This is a genomic window from Pannonibacter sp. CBAS1226 (genome assembly GCF_055685825.1).
Window position 1 is genome coordinate 421,487 of sequence record NZ_JBVOUO010000004.1, and the last position, 19,812, is coordinate 441,298.

Sequence of the window (19,812 nt, forward strand, 5' to 3'; positions counted from 1 at the left end):
AATCACAATATCTGATTGATTTGAAGTTTATCGATTTTTCCGCTTTGGTGCCGCAAGTTGGCATTTATATAAAATATTCAACCGCGATGTTACGGATTATACGCCAAAGTCACAACCTTTTCCGGCTGTAACTGCACGATACATTTGACGTAGGCGCTTCTACCCACTACCAGTTGGTTGCAAGGCTGTGTTGGGGAAAACACTATGTTCGTGATTGTCGACTCGCGGGAGATCGTAACGGCAGGTTATGCCGCCGGTTTCGAGCGTGAAGGTTTCGCCTGTATGGCACTAACCCCGTCCGAGCTTCCGGAATGGGTGAAGACCGCTTCAGAAGATGACCTCGCCTCAATTGAGGCCTTTCTTTTGGGCGAATGTGAGGAACGGCCCGATTTTCCGCGGCTGATCCGGTCATACTGTGATCAGGCTCCGATCCTGGCGCTGGATGAGCGGCCAAGCCTCGATCAGACGCTGGAGCTGTTTGCCTGCGGCGTTGATGATGTGCTGCGCAAGCCGATCCATGTGCGCGAGATCCTCGCCCGTGTCGGCGCCATCCGCCGCCGCACCATGACCGAGGCGGACAATCTCGAAGTCGGCCGCATCAAGGTCTTCTTCGATGGCCGGGACGCCCTCGTCGGGGGTGATGTGTTCGAACTGCCACGCCGTGAGCGCCGCATTCTGGAATATCTTGCGCGCAACCATGGCCGCCGCGTCACCAAGACCCAGATCTACAACGCCGTCTACGGCCTCATGAACGAGGAAGTCGATGAATGCGTTGTCGAAAGCCACGTCTCCAAGCTTCGCAAGAAGCTCAAGGCGCGCCTCGGGTATGATCCGGTCGAATCCAAGCGCTACATCGGCTACATGCTCAAGGCTCAGCCTCAGGAAGCTGCTGCCCGTCCTGCGCAGGATGCCCGCCGCAGCGCCACGGCTCCGATGGAACGCGTCTGAACTTTTCTTCTTTTCCCTTTCCTGGCTTGAGGGCTGCGGGTTGCTGACGGCAATCTGCAGCCCGCAGCTTGTGCGGGCCTGAACAGTTTTGTGCCTTCTGGCAAGTTGTCCCCAGCTGCTGGCGAACTCCGGAAAACCCCTTTAATTTCAGCTGCCACAACAGGGGGCGTTCCCGCATGTCTTCAATCCTGATCATTCAGACCGGCACTCCGCCCGCGGACCTGCGCACGCAATGGGGCGAGCAGGGCGACTGGTTCCGCTCTGCGCTGGAAGGGCTGGGGCTGGATGTGTCCGTGGTGCAGCCGCATCTGGGTGAAGCGCTGCCGGAGCCTGAAGACGTCCGGGGCGCTGCCATCACCGGCTCCTGGTCCATGGTGAGCGACCGCGAGGACTGGAGCGAGCGCACGGCGGACTGGATCCGCAGCGCCATGGCGCAAGACCTGCCGCTCTTCGGCGTCTGCTACGGACATCAGCTCATGGCCCATGCGCTGGGCGGCCGGGTGGATTATCATCCAGGCGGGCCGGAGGTCGGGCAGCTGCCGGTGACGCTCTCGGCCGCAGGCCTTGCCGATACGGCCCTTGCCGGTGTGCCGCAGCAGTTCGATGTTTTCCTTACCCATGAGCAGAGCGTGCTGGAGCTGCCGGCCGGTGCAGAAGTGCTCGCACGTTCCGCCCATGATCCGCATCAGATCCTGCGCTATGGCCGCAATGCGCTGTCGGTGCAGTTCCATCCGGAGTTCTTTCCGGATCTCATGCGCAGCTGCATCGAGCGCCGCCGTTCGTCTTTCGAGGCGAAGGGAGCCGATGTCGAGGGACTGCTTGCGTCCGTGTCGGAGACGCCGGTGTCCCGGCAGATGCTGCGCCAGTTCTGCGCCGCCGCTGCCGGGAGAGTTTGACGGACTGGCGGACACTTCAGGCGTGCACGTAATGCACGCCGGTGAACTGCCGCCGCAGGGCAGCGGTTTCCCTGGCCAGCGTTTCCGGTTTGCCGCCCATCAGCGCCGCTGCGATCAGTCTTGCGAGGTCCGGGGCGGTGGCAGGCGTCACGCCCCGGCGCACCAGTTCCGGCGTGCCGAAGCGCAGGCCGTTCATGTCCCCCTCGACCGGGGCAACCGGAAGCCCGATGCCGCTGGCAAGGAAGCCTGCCTTGCGCAGGGTTTTGGACGCCGCTTGTCCGCCGCCGAAGCTGGCCGCCTCCAGCGCGAACTGATGGCTCTGCGTCATGCCGCGCGGGGTTTCGAACACGGGCAGTCCTTCCGCCTTCAAGGCTGTGGCCAGCGCCAGCGACAGATCCGCCATGGCGCGGGTATAGGCAGGGCCGAAGTCGCGCCAGTCCAGCATGGTCAGCGCCAGCGCGGCGGATTTTCCGGCATCGAAATTGGCGGTCATGCCGGGGAAGGCGATGTGGTCCAGCCGCTCGGCAATCTGCGCGTCGCGGGTGACGATCAGGCCGCCGGCCGGGCCGCCGAGGCTCTTGTAGGTGCTCATCGTCATCAGATGTGCGCCCTCGTCCAGCGGATTGGCCCAGACGCCGCCGGCAATCATGCCGCATTGATGCGCGGCATCGAATAGCACATGCGCCTCCACCTCATCGGCAATCGCGCGGATTTCCCTCACCGGATGGGGGAAGAGGTTGAGGCTGCCGCCGATGGTGATCAGCTTCGGGCGCAGCTCCAGCGCCAGCTTGCGCAGGGCCTCCAGATCCACCGTGTAGCCATCGGCCAGCACAGGCGCGGCATGGGTCACAAGGCCATAAAGTCCGGCGCAGCCCGCCGCGTGGTGGGTGACATGGCCGCCGATGGAGCCGGGCGGGGCGATGATCACGTCGCCCGGCTTCGTCAGCGCCATGAAGCCGTAGAGATTGGCCATGGCGCCGGAGGCAACGCGGATCTCCGCATGGGTGGCCTTGAAGATTTCGGTGGAGAGTTCGGCTGCAATAACCTCGATCTCCTCAATCGCTTCAAGCCCCATCTCGTACTTGTCGCCCGGATAGCCGAGGGACGGGCGTCCGCCAAGGCCGCGGGCCTGAGCGGCTTCCGCGCGCGGGTTCATCACGTTGGTGGCCGGGTTGAGATTGAAGCATTCCTCGTCGTGGATGGTGAGGTTGCGGCGGATCAAAGCCTCGATCCGTTCTGCCGTTCCGGCGGAAGTTTCCCCGGCCGTGGCGGCTGCGATTTCCAGGACGCGGGTTTCGCAAGGCGCGGGAACCCAGGGGCGGCGGACAAGGCTGGTCATGCTGATATCCTGTGAAGGGGCTTCGGTAACCCGAGGCTAGGGCGTCTTGCCGCTTGACGGCAACTCAGATCAAGGAAAATCTAGGCTTAGAAAAATTGAGGCTTAGCATGGCTGTCGCGCCGCCAAAACCACGGGATCTGCCGCTCAATGCCCTGCGTGCCTTCGAGGCGGCGGCGCGGCTTGGCTCCTTTGTGGCTGCGGCGCAGGAGCTTGGTGTCACGCCCGGTGCCGTGACCGCCCATGTGAAGGCGCTGGAAAAGGCTCTGGGGGCAGACCTGTTCGAGCGCTCGCCGCGCGGGGTGAAGCTCACGCGGCTGGGAGAGCGGGTCAGCCCGGCCTTCACGTCGGCCTTTGATGCGCTGGCGGATGCGTCCCGCGTTCTTCAGGCGGAAGCAGCGCCCCGGCAGGTGCATATTGCCACCTTGCCATCGCTGGCCCAGCTCTGGCTCTCCCCGCGCCTTCCGGCCTTGCGCGCGGCGGCGCCCGAAATCTCGATCTCCATCACCGCCATGGAGGAGCCGCCCAATCTCAAGCGCGCCCCCTATGATCTGTGCCTCTTCTATGGCGAGGAGGCTGGCGGCTGGCTGACGCGGGACGTGATTTTCCCTGTCTGTGCGCCCGCTCTTGCCGCGAGACTTGAGGGGGTGGACAGCCTTGCCGGAGTGCCCTGCCTGCAGGATGCCAGCTGGGCGGATGACTGGACCCTCTGGGCTTCCGCCCATGCGCCGCATGTGCCCTTGCGGGCTGGTCCGGTCTTTTCCCTTTATGCGCTCGCGCTGGAGGAAGCGATCAACGGCGCGGGGGTTCTGATCGGGCATGAGGCGCTGGTGGCGCGGCAACTGGCAGCAGGCACGCTGGTTGCGCCTTTTGCCGGACGCGTTACTCTCCGGCGCGGGCTGCGGCTCTGGTCCGCCCGCCGCCCGGCACCACGCAGCCCTGCCGCCCGGGTGCGGGACTGGCTTCTTTCCAGTCTTTGAGCCCGTCCGGCCATGCGCATTTACCCTTAAAAACCGCTATGAGAATAAACTGTTCACTGCTATAACAATCTCGATCCACATGGATCGGGAGGGAGGACCCGATGCGTGAAGCAGTGAATGGAACGGATGTCATGCGCGTTGAGGAGCGCGAAGGCATTGCTGTTCTGACATTCAACCGGCCCGAAAAGCGCAATGCCATGAGCGATGCTCTGGTGGATGCGCTGGACCGGTTCTTTTCAGCCCCGCCAGCCCATGTCCGGGCCGTGGTGCTGACCGGCTCGGGCGGCCATTTCTGCTCCGGGCTTGATCTGGCCGAGCACAAGGCGCGCTCCGGCGAGGACACGGTCTATCATTCCCGCAACTGGCACCGGGTTTCCGATCTCATCGAATATGGCCGTCTGCCGGTCATCTCGGCGATGACGGGCGCTGTGATTGGCGGCGGACTGGAGATTGCCGCCTCGACCCATGTGCGCATCGCCGAGCCTTCGGTGCGGTTCCAGCTGCCGGAGGGCCGCCGCGGCATCTTTGTCGGCGGGGGCGCAACGGTGCGCATCGGCCGGCTGATCGGCGCAGACCGTATGCGGGAGATGATGCTCACCGGCCGCAGCTATGGTGCGGAAGAGGGGCTTGCCCTCGGCCTTGCCCATTATGTGGTGGGTGAGGGTGAGGCGCTGGACAAGGCGATGGAAATCGCCGCCCGCGTTGCCGCCAATGCGCCGTTCTCAAACTATCTGATGATTCAGGCTCTCGGCCGCATCGATGATATGTCGAGAAGCGACGGCCTGTTCGTGGAAAGCCTGGCGGCGGCCATGTCGGTCACGACGCCGGATGCGCAGGAAGGCCTGAAGGCCTTTCTTGAAAAGAGGGCCCCCAGCTTCCGCTGAGGGTTCTGGAGGAGGAATGCACCGCAGCCGGGGTCCGGCTGTGGTGAAACGGGAGGAAAGACATGAAGAAGCGTGGACTTGTTGCATTGATGGCCGCCGGGCTCATGGCCCTTTCGGCTCTGCCCTCTGCGGCGCAGGAAGTGACCCTGCGCCTGCACCAGTTTCTGCCGCCGGCCGCACCGGTTCCTGCCAAGATCCTGAAGCCGTGGAGCGAGGAACTGGCCAAGGCGTCCGGCGGGCGCATCAAGATCGAGCATTTCGATGCCATGTCTCTGGGCGGACGTCCGCCGGAGCTGATCGATCAGGCGCGTGATGGCGTCGTGGACATGATCATGACCGTCGTCGGCTACACGCCGGGCCGCTTCCCGCGGACCGAAGTGTTCGAACTGCCGTTCATGATGACCGATCCGGTCGCCACCTCCGTTGCCTTCTGGAACATGGTCGACAGCGACTTCCAGAACAACGAGTACAAGGATGTGAAGATCCTGGGTGCATGGGTGCATGGCCCGGGCGTCATTCACTCCATCGCGCCGGTGGCCAAGCTGGAAGACATGAAGGGCAAGACCATGCGTGGTCCGACCCGCGTCATCAACGACCTGCTGTCCGAACTTGGCGCAACGCCGGTCGGCCTGCCGCTGCCGGGTATTCCGGAAGCCCTTTCCAAGGGTGTCATCAACGGCACGGTGATCCCGTGGGAAGTGACCGCGTCCATCCGCCTTGCCGAACTGGTCAAGAACCATACGGAGTTTGGCGGCAAGGAATCGCTCTACACCGCGACCATCGTTCTGGCCATGAACAAGGACAAATACGACGCGCTGCCGGATGACCTGAAGGCAATCGTGGATGCAGAGTCCGGCGCCAAGCTTTCGGCTTTCGCGGCCCAGGTCATGCATGAGTATGACGCCCCGGCGCGTGAGATCGCCGTCAAGGCCGGCAACAACATCATCACGCTTGATGAGACGGAAGTTGCCCGCTGGAAGGAAGCGTCTCAGCCGGTGATCGGCCGCTGGGTTGCCGACATGCAGACCAAGGGCATCGACGGTCAGGCCCTCATCGATCAGGCCAAGAAGCTGATCGAGGAAAATACAGCCAAGTGATCTGTTGGGCCGGACGGTTTCCGTCCGGCCCTTCCCCCGCCAGCAGGATGATGCACCGTGTATTCTCTCTACTTCAGAACCGCTGACTGGGTTGCGCGCGCGATGGCCTATCTGGGCGGTGGCGTGCTCATCGTCCTGACAGTGCTTGCCTGTGTCTCGATCATCGGCCGTATCCTGATCCCTTTCGGCCTGCAGCCGGTCAGGGGCGACTATGAGTGGATCGAGATGGGCGTCGGCTTTGCCATTTTCGCCTTTCTGCCCTGGTGCCACCTCATGAGGGGTCATGCCAGCGTCGATCTGCTGCAGCCCGTCTATCCGGCGGTCATGAACCGGGTGCTTGATGTGCTCATCGACCTGGCGATGCTTGGGGCAGCGCTGGTAATCACCTGGCGCCTCTGGCTCGGCATGCATGACAAGATGCGTTATGCCGAGACCACCTTCATTCTGCAGTTTCCTGTCTGGCAGGCCTATGCGGCCGGTGTCGCCGGATGTGCAGCCTTCATCTATGTCGCCGTGTTCTGTGTTCTGCGCTCTGTCCGGGCGCTGACGGGCAGGACAGGGGGAGAAGCGGCAAATGTCTAATGTTGAGCTGGGGCTCTGGTCCTTTCCGGTTTTGCTGGTCCTGATCTTTCTGCGCTTTCCCATCGCCCTTGCCATGCTGGCGGTCGGGCTGGGCGGCGCCTGGATGGTGACGGGCAGCAACATGATGATGCTGAACCAGCTGAAGAACCTGACTTTCGGCACCTTCTCGAACTACTCGCTGTCCATCGTGCCGCTGTTCCTGCTGATGGGCCAGTTTGCGACCCTGTCGGGTATGTCGTCATCGCTCTTCAGTGCCGCCGCCTCCTTCCTGGGGCACCGGCGCGGTGGCGTTGCCATGTCCGCAATCGGTGCGTCCGCCGGCTTCGGATCCATCTGCGGATCGTCGCTCGCCACCGCAGCGACGATGGCACAGGTCGCGCTGCCGGAGCTGCGCCGCTATGGCTATCCGGGCTCCCTGTCCACCGGTGCGCTGGCGGCCGGCGGCACCCTGGGCATCCTCATCCCGCCGTCGGTGATCCTCGTCATCTATGCCATCCTGACCGAGCAGAACATCGCCAAGCTGTTTGTCGCGGCGATGGTTCCGGGCATTCTGGCTGCTGTCGGCTATATCATCGCCATTGCCATCTGGGTGCGTGTGTCACCCAATTCTGCCGCCGTGCAGGACCGGGTGCCGTGGTCCGGACGCCTTGCGGCGCTGGTGAGCGTCTGGCCGGTGCTGACCATCTTCTTCGTGGTTGTCGGCGGCATCTATCTGGGCTTCTTCACCCCGACAGAAGCGGCCGCCGTTGGTGCGGCTGGCACCGGCATCGCGGCCGTCGCATCCGGCGGCATGAGCTGGCAGAAGCTGCGCAAGGCCATTCTGTCCACCGCATCCTCCACGGCGATGATCTTCCTCATCGTTCTGGGGGCGGCGGTCTACAACGGCTTTCTGGCCCTGACCCAGCTGCCGCAGATTTCGGCGCAGTGGGTCGGCAGTCAGGGCTTCTCGCCGTGGTTCGTGCTCAGCATCGTTCTGCTGATGTATCTGGTCTTCGGCTGCATCATGGACTCCCTGTCCATGGTCCTGCTGACGGTTCCGATCATCTATCCGGTGATGGTTGGCCTTGATTTCGGCATGTCGCCCGATGATTTCGGCCTGTGGTTCGGCATTCTGGTGCTGATCGTCGTCGAGGTTGGCCTGATCACACCACCGGTGGGGATGAATCTCTTCATCATCAACGGGCTCGCCAAGGATATCCCGATTGGCGATACCTTCCGCGGTGCCATGCCCTTCGTGGTGACCGATCTCGTGCGCACCGTCATCCTCGTGCTGTTCCCGCCCATCACGCTGGCGCTGGTCTGGCTGATTTATTGACGGGCTGGTACATACCGGACTTGCAAAGACGAACGGCGCGGAGTTGATCCGCGCCGTTCGTCTTTATCTACCATGGAGCTGACAAGAAGCCGTCAGCCGCCCTCGACGGAGCGGCGCACGCGCATCAGCAGCTCCAGCAGCTTGGCCCGCTCTTCCGGGGAAAGGACGGAGAAAATCCGCTCCTCATGGCCGAAGACGGCGGTCAGCGCCCGCTCGTAGACCGCCCGGCCTTCTTCTGTCGGGTGGAGCGCCTGGGCGCGCCGGTCGCCCTCCACCGGCATCCGGTTCAAGAGGCCGCGCCTTTCCATGTCATCGATGATGGACACGAGGCCCGACCGCTCGATGCCCAGTTGCCGGGCGACTTCGCTCTGCGTGATGCCCGCAGATTCCACGCTCATGGACAACACGGAGAACATCCGTGGGGAAATATCGTCATCCGTCAGCACCTGACGGAAGTCATTCTGAACGAGAATATAAACGCGCTTCAGATTGTAGCCGATCAGCTGGTCAAGCTTGTCCATCGGCTCGGCGGTGACGGCAGCTGTTTCTGCCCCGCCGTTGCTGTTCTCCCCGTCGCCTGCCATGGGGCGGGTTTCCTCCGGTTCCCGGGCTGCTGCATCCCTTGCGTCTTGCAAGAAAAAGCACCGCCTGCTTATGTTGTTTATGAGGTTAACAATATACACTTCACCGGAGGAAAGTCCATGCCCCAGCCCGCCAGCGCGCCCGTTGTCCTGCCGGTTCCGCAACTCGTTCATGTCTGCAATCTGGAGGTCGAACTCGCCCCCATCATGGAGATGGGCGCGGGGCGTGCGGGCCAGCGGCGGATCATACCCATCATTGGCGGAAAGGTGACGGGCCCGCGCCTCAACGGCCGTATCCTGAACCTGGGAGCCGACTGGCAGACGATCTTCACCGATGGCCTTGCCGAACTGGACACGCGCTATGCGATGGAGACGGACGATGGTGCGGTGATCGAGATCATCAACTACGGCTTCCGCCATGGTCCGGCGGAGATTCTGGCTGCCGTCGCACGGGGGGAAAGCGTGCCGCCGGGGTCCTACTACATGCGCACGCAGGCAAGGCTGGAAACGGGGGATCCGCGCTATGGATGGGTCAACCGCACCCTGTTCGTGGGCACCGGCGCCCGCCATGCCCAGGCTGTCACCGTTTCTCTCTACGCCCTCGAATAGGCCGTAGGGCCAACTCCCTCGGGGACTGGTATCACAGGCCGCTGACCTTGCGTTTGACGCTGGCCACCCTGTCAGCTTCAAAGGCAACCTGCCTGAACATTTTCAGCAGTTTCTGGTCGATCTTGCGGCCCATATCGACCAGAATGCCATAGGCCTGACGCGGGCTGAGGGCGGGCTTGTAGGCCCGTTTCTCGGTGAGGGCCGCATAGATGTCGCAGATGGTCAGCATCCGCACGCTGGGGCTGATTTCGTCGCCTTTGAGCCCGTCCGGATAGCCGCTGCCGTCGAGATATTCATGGTGGTGGGCGGCGATGTCGACCACTTCGTCAGAAATGCCCGGCTGACCGGTGAGCAGTTCGCGCGACTTGACCGGGTGCATCTTGATGGTGGCAAATTCGTCATCCGTGAGCTTGCCGGGCTTGTCGAGAATGGAGAGCGGGATAAACACCTTGCCCACGTCATGCAGCAGCGCGGCAGCGCCAAGCCGGGCCCTTTCATCCGCCGTCATGCCCATCACATCGGCAAAGGCCAGCGCATAGCCCGTCACCAGCATGGAATGGCAATAGGTGTGGCTGTGGTGCATCTGCACGGCGGCCGTCCAGGCGTCCAGCCCCTCCACACGGAAGGACGACAGGGTCAGGTCGACGGCCCGGCCGATCTGTGCAACCGGAAAGGGTTCATCCGAAATGGCGGAGGTGATGCAATCACCGAGCGCCCGGCTCACGGCCTGCACAGACTTGCGCGTTGCCGGCGGCACATCTGCCGGAATGGCGGGCATGCTGTAGGAGCCGAGCAGGCGTTCCACCTCCTGCAGCACGGCCCTCACCGGGCGGATACGGGACCATATGAGCGTGGTGCCAAGCGCATTCGCCTGCACTTCATCCCGGCGGTTGTTGGGCCGCACCAGCGCGACGCTCGTGACATTGCGCGTCTCGGACAGCGCCTGGCGAACCGTCTCCATGTCGGCTTCGTCCGCTTCGGCGAGATCAATCAGGACCAGATCGGCAGCGAAAAGGCCGGCACGGTGTGCATCCCCGTGCTCAAACAGCTCGGCTGGATAAAACTGGCCGAGCTTGTGCATGATGAGGGGGCAATGATCGAGGTTTTTAACGAGCATGACTAGTTTGAACACAGCCCGTTTCTCCCAAAATTTAGCAATCTTGATGTATATGGTGACTTCTAAGTTTCAGTAAATTCACTTGAAGAATTCAAGGATTTCCCAACGTTCCTGCCTCTCGGGGAGCTTGCATTCTGTGCAGGGCGAGATGTTCCGGCACGGGCCTGCCTGTCCGCATGCCGGTGATGCTGGCGGCGGCGGCACGGTCCCGCATGACGCCAAGCTTCAACAGGTGTTGATGCAGGTGCGCAGGATTGGCCACTTTGCAGGGCTAAGGCTGCAAACGGCAGATTTCATGGAAAAAATGCGTTTGCCTCGGCCGGAAGCTTCATGCTGTATCGTCGGGGCCGTGCAGGGCGTCGCTCAACCGGGACCGGTTCTCCTCTGCGCGGCCCTGTCCTTGAGAAGCGTGCGGCGGCGGGAGTGTATTGCTCCGGAAGCGGCAGGACCCCGGCCTCATAGTTTTGCTGCATCGGTTTGCCATGACATTCAGCCAGTTTCAGCTCCAGTTCCTTTCCCGGCTCAGAATGACCTTTTTCATTGAAGGTGCCAGGGACCGGGGCGGGCAGGCGTGATCATGAAAGAGCATCTGCGGTCCATCACCGCCGGCCTTACGGCGGGTCTCGACAATCTGGGCACGGGCGTCGCCTTTGCGGCACTGCTGTTTGCCGGGCCGCTGGCCGCCGGGCTTGGCATGGGGGTGGCGGTGCTGCTGCTCAGCGGCGTCATCCTGTCGGTCTATATCGCGCTGCGCAGTCCCTATGTGGGCAATGTGGCCTTGGTGCAGGAAACCGGCATCGCCATTCTGGCCGCCTCCATGGCGGGCATCCTCGCTGGCATGGAAGGGCAGGAGACGGACCGGCAGATTGCGACCATCCTGGCCATTCTGGGCACCAGCACCCTGGTGACCGGGCTGATGTTCCTGCTGTTCGGGCGGCTGCGGCTCGGTACGCTGGTGCGGTTTCTGCCCTATCCGGTCATCGCCGGGTTTCTCTCGGGCACCGGCTGGCTGTTGATCGAGGGCGCGCTCGTCATGGTTACGGGGGAGCACAGCCTTGCCGCGATTGCGGCCGGTTTCGCGGCGGATCTGTCCGCCAGCGTGAAGGACCCCGTCTTCCTCGGCGCCCTGCTGCCTGCCGTGCTGATGGCACTGGTGCTTGCGGTCAGCCTTGTCCGCTTGCCGCATCCGCTGACCATGCCGCTGGCTCTGGCCGGTGCCATTGCCGCATTCTATGCGGTGCTGGCCGCAGCCGGCATCTCGGCGGATCAGGCACGCGCCTGGACATGGCTGCCGGATATTCCGGCCGATGCCATGGTCAGCCTGCCCTCACCACTCTGGATCGTGGGGCAGGCGGATTGGGCGGCCGTCGTGCAGGCCATCCCGGTGATGATCGGCATCGCCATCCTCAACATCATTGGCCTGCTGCTCAACACCAGCGGGCTGGAGGTGGCTTTCGGCCGGGAGGTGGATGCCAATGCGGAGCTGCGCGAAAGCGGCGTTGCCAATCTTCTGGCCGGGTGTTTCGGTGGCGCGCCGGGCTATACCGGCCTCAGCCTCACCTTGCTCGCCGCCAAAATGCAGGCAGCAACCCGGCTGACGGGCATTGCTGCCGGGGTGATCCTGCTCATCAGCCTTGCCTTTGCCGGAACGCTCGCTGCCGCCATGCCCGGGTTCCTCGCCGCCGGGCTGATGATGTTTCTGGGCGCGGAACTGATTTACCACTGGGCCATCGCCGCCCGCCGCAAGCTGCCGCAGGGCGAATGGCTGATCGTTCTGGCCATTCTGGCTTCCATCGCCGTGCTGGGCTTCCTCTATGGCCTGATGCTGGGGCTGGCCTTCTCGGTGGTCATGTTCGTCTACAATTATGCCCGCCTGCCGGTGGTGCGCATGGCTGCCGATGGCCGCCAGTTGCGCAGCGGCGTGGACCGTTCGGCAGAAGCCGTGCGCGCGCTCGACCGGGAAGGGGAGCAGATCCATGTGCTGCGCCTGCAGGGTTATCTCTTCTTCGGTACGATGGAGCAGGTTGTCGCCCGCGTGCGCAAGCGGGCCGGTCAGGCCTCCGGCACGCCGCTGCGGTTTCTCATCATCGATCTCAGCGGCATGAGCGGCATGGACTCCGCCGCGGCCGCCGGTTTTGCCAAGATCCACGGCATGACGGAGCGGGCAGGCGTGCGCCTGATTTTCAGCGCCATGCCGCAGAGCGTTGCCGCAGCGCTGGCCCGTTCCGGTCTGAATACGGGAACCGGAGCGGGAGACAGCGCGCATTGCGTCACCTGTGCGGCCGATCTCGACCATGCGCTGGAACTGTGCGAGGACGCGCTGCTGGTGCAGGAAAAGCTGCTTCCGGCCGGGGCGGAGATATCCCATCACCTTGAATCGATCCTGGGACCGCATCCGCGCCTTGCCGATCTTGCAGGCGCCATGGAGCGGCTGGAGCTGGAGCCGGGCACGGCACTGATCCGGGCAGGCGACCCGGCCGATGACGTGTTCCTCGTCGGCGAAGGCCGCGTGCGTGTGGAAATGACGCTTCCCGATGGCCGCAGCCTGCGCCTGCGCACGATGACGGCCGGTGCGGTGGTGGGAGAGGTCGGCCACTGCCTCAACGGCAAGCGCACCGCCGATGTGGTGGTGGAAACACAGGCCTCTGTCTACAGGCTGAGCCGCGCCGGCCTGGAAAAACTGGAGCGCACCGACAGCGAGCTCGCCCTCCTCTTCCACCGCCTGCTTGCTGTCACCCTTGCCGAAAAGCTGGTGCTCGCCAACCGGCTGGTGCAACTCGCGCACGGATAACGCAAGAGGTGGCCCCCAAACGTGCGTTTTGAGGCCACCTCTGGAAATGCCCGTTCCTTCTCACTCTCCGCCGGCCGGGGCCGGTTTGGCAGCTTCCGCCACAAGGGCGGCGAGGCGGAAGAAGCCGTGCACCATCTTGGAGAAGGGCATCAGCAGGAACAGCACCATCACGCAGGCCAGATGAATGGCGAGCAGCGGTCCGGTCAGGTCCGTGCCGGTGGCGGCGTACAGCGCAAGCCCGGTGAGAGCCACGGCTCCCAGCAGCAGGATGAAGGCCATTTCACCGCCCCAGACCCGGACCGCACCAAGCGTGGCGTCGGCCCGCAGCTTCAGCCAGGACAGCCCGGCGGCGCCAGCCACCATCATTATGCCGCCCGGAACGCCGAGCAGCTTGGGCAGGGAGAACAGCGGGTAGGGCGCTTCCCAGCCGAAGGCATAGTGCATGACGGTTCCGCTGGCGGTTGCCGCAAAGCAGAGCAGGAAGCCATACATCATCAGCTGGTGGAACACCCGGCGCCGGTCGCTGAAACGGTCGCCGTCCTCGAAGTTGCAGCCCTCGCCGTGGCCGCCTGAAAGGTTCTTCATCCGCGCGGCATTGTCAAAGGCCCGCAGCACATGGATCAGCCGGAAACGGCCGCCGCCGGTCTCGCGCCAGTAGTCACGCACCGACAGGGCAATGAGCCCGAGCGGGGCCAGAAACGCGGGCACGAAGATTGCCACCATCGTGTTATGCGCGAGATGAGCATAGAAGCCCGCGCCATCCTGCGGCTTCCAGGCGGTAAGAGCCCAGAAGAAGAAGGCCAGCGCGGCCGCCAGAAGCCCGGCCATGGGGACGCCATGGGTCTGGAACAGCCGTGCGATGGCCTGCGGGCGGGCCAGCCGCTCCCAGCTTTCCACTCTGACTTCGGCCAGAGCCGCCGGGATGTTCAGGTTGAACTCATGCGGCGCGGTGTACTGGCAGGCATAGTAGCAGCCCCGGCAGTTGTGGCAGAGATTGGCCAGCTGCGTCAGGTCGCCATCAGCAAAGGCCTTCTGCCGGGTCATGGCCGGAAAAACCGAGCAGAACCCCTCACAGTAGCGGCAGGCGTTGCAGATCTCGATCTGACGGCGTGCCTCGTCGAAGGAAGATGTGGTGTCAAGCGGCATGGGCGGCGGCCTCCTTGCCCGCAATACGTCCGAAAACAGTGCCAATTGTCATGCCAAAACCGGCCAGATACCCTTGGCCAAGAATGGAGCCGGCCATGATCTCGCCGGCAGCCCAGAGATTGCTGATGGGCCCGGCTGCGCTGTAAACTTGGGCACGGCTGTCGACCTTCAGGCCGAGATAGGTGAAGGTCACGCCGGGGCGCAGCTCGTAGCCATAGAAGGGGGCCGTATCCAGCGGCCGCGCCCAGTTGGTCTTGGGCACATTCAGCCCTTCCGTGCGCAAACCGTCGAGCTCGGTCGGGTGGAAGTGGCCGGGGCGGCATGCGGCGTTGAACGTGTCGACGGTGCGGCGCACGGCTTCCGGCTCCAGCCCCATCTTTGCGGCCAGTTCCTCGATCGTGTCCGCCTTCACCGGCGGGAAGACGGAGGGCATGAACAGGTCGATCGATTTCGCATCAATGAGCGCATAGCCGACCTGATCGGGCTGGGCGGCCACCAGACGGCCCCAGATGGCATAGCGTTTCGGCCAGACATCCTCGCCTTCATCGTAGAACCGCTCGCCATCCTTGTTGAGCACGATGGAAAAGGGCACGCAGTCGAGGCGCGTGACGATGCCGCCGTCATATTTCGGGGCGCGGCCGTCAATGGCGACGGCATGGCACTGGGTCGGGTCGCCAACGGACTCCGCACCCTGATCCAGCATGTCCCGCAGCACGGTGCCGCGATTATAGGGTGTGCCGCGGATCAGGAAGTTGCGGGCCGCAGGCCCCCAGGCGCGCGCCAGCCAGTCGATGTCGGCCTGAAAGCCGCCCGAGGCCAGAACGAAGGTGCGGGCCTGAACGGTGACCGGCTGTCCGGCGATCTCCACCTCCAGGTGGCTGATGCGGCTGCCGTCCAGATGCACGTGCTTGACCTGCGCCTCATAGGCGATCTTCACGCCCAGGTCGCTGGCGGTGTTGTAATAGGCGTTCACCAGTGCCTTGCCGCCGCCCAGGAAAAAGGCGTTGGTGCGCGACAGGGACAAGGTGCCGGAGAGCGAGGGCTGGAACCGCACGCCATGCTCCTGCATCCAGGGCAGGCACTCTTCCGAGGTGCGGATGGCAAGGCGCGCCAGGCCTTCATCCGTCTTCCCCTTGGTCACCAGCATGAGGTCGTGGAAATATTCCTCTTCCTCGTAGGTGCCGGTGAGGGGAAAGGCGGGTCCCTTGTGCATGCAGCGGAAATTGCGTGTGTGGCGCGAGTTGCCGCCCCGGTAAGGCTTTGGAGCCCCTTCCAGGATCAGGACGCTGCAGCCCGCTTCCGCAGCGGTGATGGCAGCGCAAAGCGCTGCGTTGCCGCCGCCGACGACAGCAACGTCAAATGTGCCGGGCCAGTCTTTCATACGTCATCCTCCAGCGGAATTTCGCGGCCGCGCATGCTGCGGATCCGGGCCGACAAGGCAGCTTCCACATGCGCACGCATGGCCGCTTCAGCACCCGCGCCATCGCGGGCCTCGAAGGCGGCCAGCACCGCCGCATGTTCGGCCACGGCCAGCGCAGCGCGCTCCGGGTCTGACAGGGTGCTGGGGCCGAGAATGAGCAGGGTCTTCTGCAGGGCACTGATCGACTTCAGCAGAAACCGGTTGCGTGCCGCATCGAACAGGGTGCGGTGAAACTGCCGGTTCAGCTCGCGGGCCTGCGGACCAGCCGGTGCGGCCGCCAGCTCGTTGTTGAGGGCGGCGAGTTCCGCCAGCTCGATGCTGGAGGCCGCGCGTGCGGCCAGCCGTGCCGCCGTGCCTTCCAGCACCGCCCGCATTTCATAAAGCTCGACCACTTCCGCATGATCCAGCGTGCGGATCGAGGCGCCCTGCCGGGGCAGGTGAACGACGAGGCCGTCCGCTTCCAGCTGCCGGATTGCCTCGCGGACCGGCGTGCGGCTGATGCCCAGCCGCTCGGCCAGCTCGGTCTCGCGAAGGCGCATGCCGGGGGCCAGGCCGCCATCGCGGATGTCTTCCAGCAAGCGGCGGTAGGCCGCCTGGCCCTGCGGGATTTCGCTGTCTTCAGCCATCGGGTGAACTCGCTTGTGTCTTTTGGTATCCGGCTGTATACATCTGGATACAAGAAAGCGCAAGGAGGCAGATGTGCCGGCGGACCTGACAAAAAGCATGACAAAAAGGATGATGACGCTCGCCATTGCGGGGCTGGGTGTGGCGGTGTTCTATGTGCTCGGTCTGCCGCTGCCTTTTCTGTTTGGCCCGATGGCCGCATGCCTGCTGGCGGCCCTGTCCGGTGCACCGCTGAAGGGCATGGGCACGGTTTCTGTTCTGGCACGGACGGTCCTGGGCGTTGCCGTGGGGGCCTCCATCACGCCGGAGGTGGTCGGACGCATTCCCCAGATGGCCGGCAGCGTTGCCCTGGTTCCGGTATATGTGGCGGTGATCGGGGCTGTCGGCGTGCCCTTCTTCCGGCGCCTGGGCTATGACCCGGTGACGGCCTGGTACGCGGCGATGCCCGGCGGCCTGCAGGACATGGTGATTTTCGGTCAAGAGGCCGGGGCAAATGTCCGGGCGCTGGCCCTCATTCATGCCACCCGCGTTCTGGTCATTGTCACCCTGGCACCCATCATTCTGACCACCCTTTATGGGGCCAGTCTCTCGGGCGCCGTCGGCGCTCCGATGCGGGATCTGCCGGTGATCGAGCTTCTGCTGATGGCAGCGGCAGCCGTCATCGGGTGGAAAGGCGGGGAGCGGATCGGGCTATTCGGCGCGTCGATCCTGGGGCCGATGATCGTGACCGCAGTCCTGTCGTTGAGCGGTCTCATTCACAGCCGCCCGCCCGCTGAAGCGATCCTCGGCGCGCAGCTGTTCATCGGCATCGGGATCGGTGTTCAGTACATGGGGGTGACGCTGCGCGAGCTGCGCAGCTTCATCCTGTCCGGCCTTGCCTTCGTCGTGCTGCTGGCCGGGCTTGCGGCCATCTTCACCGAAATTGTCACGCTCACAGGCCTGGCTCAGCCGGTGGAAGGCTTCCTCGCCTTTGCGCCGGGCGGACAGGCGGAGATGACGGTGCTGGCGATCGTGGCCGGTGCGGATCTTGGTTTCGTCATCCTGCACCATCTGACCCGCATCGTCATCGTGATCCTGGGCGCGCCGGTTGCGGCGCGCCTCTTTGGGGTCAAAGCACCTCCGGATTGACCAGGTGCACCGGCTTGCCGGCGGCAAAGGCATTGACCTGATCGAACACATCGGCGAACTGCAGGTCGAACTCCTCCTCCGTGACGAAGCCGATGTGCGGCGTTGCGATCACGCGCGGATGCGACAGAACGGGGTCGCCGGCATCGGTCAGCGGCTCTTCGTCGAACACATCCAGCGCCGCAAGTCCGGGGCGGCCCGCGTCCAGTGCCGCGCGCAGGGCGCCGGGGGCAATCAGCCCGGCCCGTGCCGTGTTCACCAGAATGGAGCGGGGCTGCATCAGGGCAAGGTCTGCGGCCGTGACGATGCCCTTGGTGCCCGGCGTCAGGCGCAGATGCAGCGTCACGATGTCCGATCCGGCGAAAAAGGCCTCGCGGCTGGCCGCGACTTCTCCGCCTTCTGCGGCCGCTCTCGCCCGTCCGGCCTCCGATCCCCACCAGATCACTCTGGCACCGAAAGCCGCGGCATAACCGGCGATCAGCCGGCCTATCCGGCCATGGCCATAGATGCCGATGGTCTTGCCTTGCAGCGTGCGGCCGACCCCGGCCTGCCACTGGCCGGCCTTGGCACTTGCCATCTGCTCCGGCAGGCCGCGTAGCGCTGCCAGAATGAGGGCCCAGGTCAGCTCGGCCGCGGCGTGGTTGGGAACCTCAGCCGGCTTCATGGAGGCAAAGGCGACACCGCGGGCCGTGCAGGCGGCAACATCCACATGCGGCCAGGCACCCCGGCCGGAAATCAGCTTCAGGCCCGGAAGGGCCTCAAGCAGATCAGCGGTCACACGGGTCCGCTCGCGGAAGAGGCAGACAGCCTCCGCCTCCTTGAGCCGCTCGGCCAGCGCAGGCCCTTCCACGTGATCTGTCCAGACCGTCACCTCATGCCCCTTGAGCCGGCCAAAGCAGGGCAGGTGGCGCAGGGTATCGGACCAGTCGTCCAGAATGTGGACCTTCATTTGCCGCCCCACACCTCTGCCGGAACCATCACCTCTCCCTTGGCGAGCAGGCGCGCCGTGCGCAGCAGCCCGGCTGACTTCAGCGCAAAGCCGCCGGGGCCGTTTTCATAATCGACGGTCACGTCGATCACGCCGCCGGGATGCTCGATGAGCACCAGCGCAGGCGTGCCCTGCGGAGCGGTGAACAGTCCTTCGGCCACAGTGCCGGGGGTGAGCACGCAGGAGGCAAGGCACTGCGCGCCCGTGACGGCCATGGTGGGGTGGCAGTTCCAGGGCATGAAGTAGCGGGCTGTGATCGTGCCGCCGTTGCGCGGCGCAGACAGCAGGGCAAACTTCGGCGTCACGGACTTTTCCACATTGCCCATGCCCATCAGCTCGCCCGCCTTGCGGCGGATAGGCTCCATCCGGTCATAGAAGGCCCGGTTGGCGTCCAGTTCCTCGACCGTCTCCGCGCCGCTCAGGCCGAAATCGGAAGCGCGCGCGATGACGATCGGCATGGCCACGTCCATGCAGGTCACTTCGATGCCGTCAATCACGTCGCGCAGATTGCCGGTGGGCAGCAGCGCGCCGGTGGCGGAGCCCACCACATCCATGAAGTTGAGATAGATCGGCGCAGCCGTGCCCGGAACGCCGTCGATCGCGGCATCGCCCGCATATTCGACCTGCCCGCCGGGGGTGCGGACAACGGCCTCCACCTTGGCGCCGGTGTTGACCGAGAGGATGCGGATGCGGGTTTCATCACCCTGAGGGGCAATCAGGCCCATCTCGATGGCGGCTGGGCCGACGCCGGAAAGGATGTTGCCGCAGGTGGGCTTGAAATCAACGAGACCGTCCTCGACGCTGACCTGAGCGAAGAAGTAGTCGATATCGCAGCCGCTCGTTTCGGAGCGGGAGAGCATGGCGACCTTGGTCGTCACCGCGGCACCGCCGCCGATGCCGTCAATGTTCAGCTTGTGCCCGGAGCCGAGCGCCGCCACGAGAACCCGCGCCAGCGTCTCGCGGTCCTGCGGCAGGTCTTCCCGCCGGAAATAGGGGCCGCGCGAGGTGCCGCCACGGAAAAAATGGAAGGGAATGGCTGTCTGCGCCATCTTGATCTCCTGAAGCCGAAGACTGGTTAAGCCCGTGCGGCGTTTGAGCATTTCCAAGGTGTGATGCGTCAGCATCGAAAGCCTTGGTATGACCCGCCCGTTTGTTCTGGGCGGGTCAGGTTTTGCTTAGCGGAATGGCCAGGGCAGGTCCATTGCGTCCTGCAGCATGCCTGACGGGAAGTTGAGGGAGAGGGCCCATGCGAGGGTGAGGATGACGCCGGCGGCCCCTGCGGTCATCAGCAGGGTTGCGAGCACACCGGCCCTTGCCCTGACGATGAGGAAGACGGGGAAGAACAGCAGCAGCGCGCCATAGAAGCCGATGAG

The 19,812-nt window shown here is 64.2% G+C and carries 19 protein-coding genes; 10 read left to right on the forward strand and 9 right to left on the reverse strand.

Features of this window, described 5'->3' with window-relative positions:
* Positions 1-204: 204 nt before the first annotated feature.
* Both AC0CMF_RS14625 and AC0CMF_RS14630 read left to right on the forward strand, forming a co-directional pair.
* Positions 205-948, forward strand: coding sequence for a response regulator transcription factor (locus AC0CMF_RS14625; RefSeq protein WP_050474421.1), 744 nt, complete (start codon positions 205-207; stop codon positions 946-948).
* A 176-nt stretch (positions 949-1,124) separates the two neighbouring features.
* Positions 1,125-1,844: a glutamine amidotransferase gene (locus AC0CMF_RS14630; RefSeq protein ID WP_058898113.1), complete on the forward strand. Its 720-nt coding sequence runs from the start codon at positions 1,125-1,127 to the stop codon at positions 1,842-1,844.
* Positions 1,845-1,860: 16 nt separating this feature from the next.
* Here AC0CMF_RS14630 and AC0CMF_RS14635 read toward each other — a convergent pair whose 3' ends face one another.
* The gene (locus AC0CMF_RS14635; protein ID WP_058898112.1) at positions 1,861-3,183 is read right to left on the reverse strand and encodes a serine hydroxymethyltransferase; all 1,323 of its coding nucleotides are present in this window, start codon (positions 3,181-3,183) and stop codon (positions 1,861-1,863) included.
* Between the two features lie 107 nt (positions 3,184-3,290).
* Between AC0CMF_RS14635 and AC0CMF_RS14640 the strand changes: the two genes are divergently transcribed.
* From AC0CMF_RS14640 to AC0CMF_RS14660, 5 genes are all read left to right on the forward strand, one after another.
* Positions 3,291-4,160 (forward strand): LysR family transcriptional regulator, encoded by an 870-nt coding sequence (locus AC0CMF_RS14640; protein ID WP_058898111.1) that lies wholly within the window; start codon positions 3,291-3,293, stop codon positions 4,158-4,160.
* 101 nt (positions 4,161-4,261) lie between these two features.
* Positions 4,262-5,044 (forward strand): crotonase/enoyl-CoA hydratase family protein, encoded by a 783-nt coding sequence (locus tag AC0CMF_RS14645; RefSeq protein ID WP_050474425.1) that lies wholly within the window; start codon positions 4,262-4,264, stop codon positions 5,042-5,044.
* A gap of 62 nt (positions 5,045-5,106) precedes the next feature.
* Positions 5,107-6,141: a TRAP transporter substrate-binding protein gene (locus AC0CMF_RS14650; RefSeq protein ID WP_058898110.1), complete on the forward strand. Its 1,035-nt coding sequence runs from the start codon at positions 5,107-5,109 to the stop codon at positions 6,139-6,141.
* 57 nt (positions 6,142-6,198) lie between these two features.
* Complete coding sequence (locus AC0CMF_RS14655; protein ID WP_082206086.1) at positions 6,199-6,723, forward strand: TRAP transporter small permease; 525 nt, start codon at positions 6,199-6,201, stop codon at positions 6,721-6,723.
* Positions 6,716-8,038, forward strand: a complete 1,323-nt coding sequence (locus AC0CMF_RS14660) for a TRAP transporter large permease (RefSeq protein WP_122519168.1) — start codon at positions 6,716-6,718, stop codon at positions 8,036-8,038. The genes AC0CMF_RS14655 and AC0CMF_RS14660 overlap by 8 nt, the downstream gene beginning before the upstream one ends.
* A 92-nt stretch (positions 8,039-8,130) precedes the next feature.
* Here the strand turns inward: AC0CMF_RS14660 and AC0CMF_RS14665 are convergent, their stop codons facing one another.
* The gene (locus AC0CMF_RS14665; RefSeq protein ID WP_058898109.1) at positions 8,131-8,622 is read right to left on the reverse strand and encodes a MarR family winged helix-turn-helix transcriptional regulator; all 492 of its coding nucleotides are present in this window, start codon (positions 8,620-8,622) and stop codon (positions 8,131-8,133) included.
* Positions 8,623-8,739: 117 nt separating this feature from the next.
* Here AC0CMF_RS14665 and AC0CMF_RS14670 point away from each other — a divergent pair, with 117 nt between their 5' ends.
* Positions 8,740-9,228 (forward strand): DUF3237 domain-containing protein, encoded by a 489-nt coding sequence (locus tag AC0CMF_RS14670; protein ID WP_374631007.1) that lies wholly within the window; start codon positions 8,740-8,742, stop codon positions 9,226-9,228.
* Positions 9,229-9,259: 31 nt separating this feature from the next.
* Here the strand turns inward: AC0CMF_RS14670 and AC0CMF_RS14675 are convergent, their stop codons facing one another.
* Positions 9,260-10,360 (reverse strand): HD-GYP domain-containing protein, encoded by a 1,101-nt coding sequence (locus AC0CMF_RS14675; protein WP_162936295.1) that lies wholly within the window; start codon positions 10,358-10,360, stop codon positions 9,260-9,262.
* Positions 10,361-10,922: 562 nt separating this feature from the next.
* Here AC0CMF_RS14675 and AC0CMF_RS14680 point away from each other — a divergent pair.
* The gene (locus AC0CMF_RS14680) at positions 10,923-13,136 is read left to right on the forward strand and encodes a SulP family inorganic anion transporter (RefSeq protein WP_374631005.1); all 2,214 of its coding nucleotides are present in this window, start codon (positions 10,923-10,925) and stop codon (positions 13,134-13,136) included.
* 60 nt (positions 13,137-13,196) lie between these two features.
* Here the strand turns inward: AC0CMF_RS14680 and tcuB are convergent, their stop codons facing one another.
* From tcuB to AC0CMF_RS14695, 3 genes are read right to left on the reverse strand one after another with little or no spacing between them, the layout of a single operon-like run.
* Positions 13,197-14,282: a tricarballylate utilization 4Fe-4S protein TcuB gene (gene tcuB / locus AC0CMF_RS14685; protein ID WP_374631003.1), complete on the reverse strand. Its 1,086-nt coding sequence runs from the start codon at positions 14,280-14,282 to the stop codon at positions 13,197-13,199.
* Positions 14,272-15,663: an FAD-dependent tricarballylate dehydrogenase TcuA gene (gene tcuA / locus AC0CMF_RS14690; protein WP_374631001.1), complete on the reverse strand. Its 1,392-nt coding sequence runs from the start codon at positions 15,661-15,663 to the stop codon at positions 14,272-14,274. The genes tcuB and tcuA overlap by 11 nt, the downstream gene beginning before the upstream one ends.
* Positions 15,660-16,328 (reverse strand): GntR family transcriptional regulator, encoded by a 669-nt coding sequence (locus AC0CMF_RS14695; protein WP_186392960.1) that lies wholly within the window; start codon positions 16,326-16,328, stop codon positions 15,660-15,662. Before AC0CMF_RS14695 ends, tcuA begins: the two co-directional genes overlap by 4 nt.
* 97 nt (positions 16,329-16,425) lie before the next feature.
* Between AC0CMF_RS14695 and AC0CMF_RS14700 the strand changes: the two genes are divergently transcribed.
* Positions 16,426-17,454 carry an AbrB family transcriptional regulator gene (locus tag AC0CMF_RS14700; protein WP_094463511.1) on the forward strand — a complete coding sequence of 343 codons (1,029 nt, stop codon included), beginning with the start codon at positions 16,426-16,428 and terminating at the stop codon, positions 17,452-17,454.
* On the opposite strand, the gene AC0CMF_RS14705 is transcribed toward AC0CMF_RS14700, so the two are convergent.
* From AC0CMF_RS14705 to AC0CMF_RS14715, 3 genes are all read right to left on the reverse strand, one after another.
* On the reverse strand, positions 17,435-18,400 hold the full coding sequence (locus AC0CMF_RS14705) for a D-2-hydroxyacid dehydrogenase family protein (RefSeq protein WP_374630998.1): 966 nt from the start codon (positions 18,398-18,400) through the stop codon (positions 17,435-17,437). The genes AC0CMF_RS14700 and AC0CMF_RS14705 overlap by 20 nt on opposite strands.
* The gene (locus tag AC0CMF_RS14710) at positions 18,397-19,488 is read right to left on the reverse strand and encodes a 4-oxalomesaconate tautomerase (RefSeq protein ID WP_050474449.1); all 1,092 of its coding nucleotides are present in this window, start codon (positions 19,486-19,488) and stop codon (positions 18,397-18,399) included. The genes AC0CMF_RS14705 and AC0CMF_RS14710 overlap by 4 nt, the downstream gene beginning before the upstream one ends.
* Before the next feature lie 126 nt (positions 19,489-19,614).
* The coding region (locus AC0CMF_RS14715) for a hypothetical protein (protein WP_472482035.1) at positions 19,615-19,812 on the reverse strand (198 nt) is incomplete at its 5' end.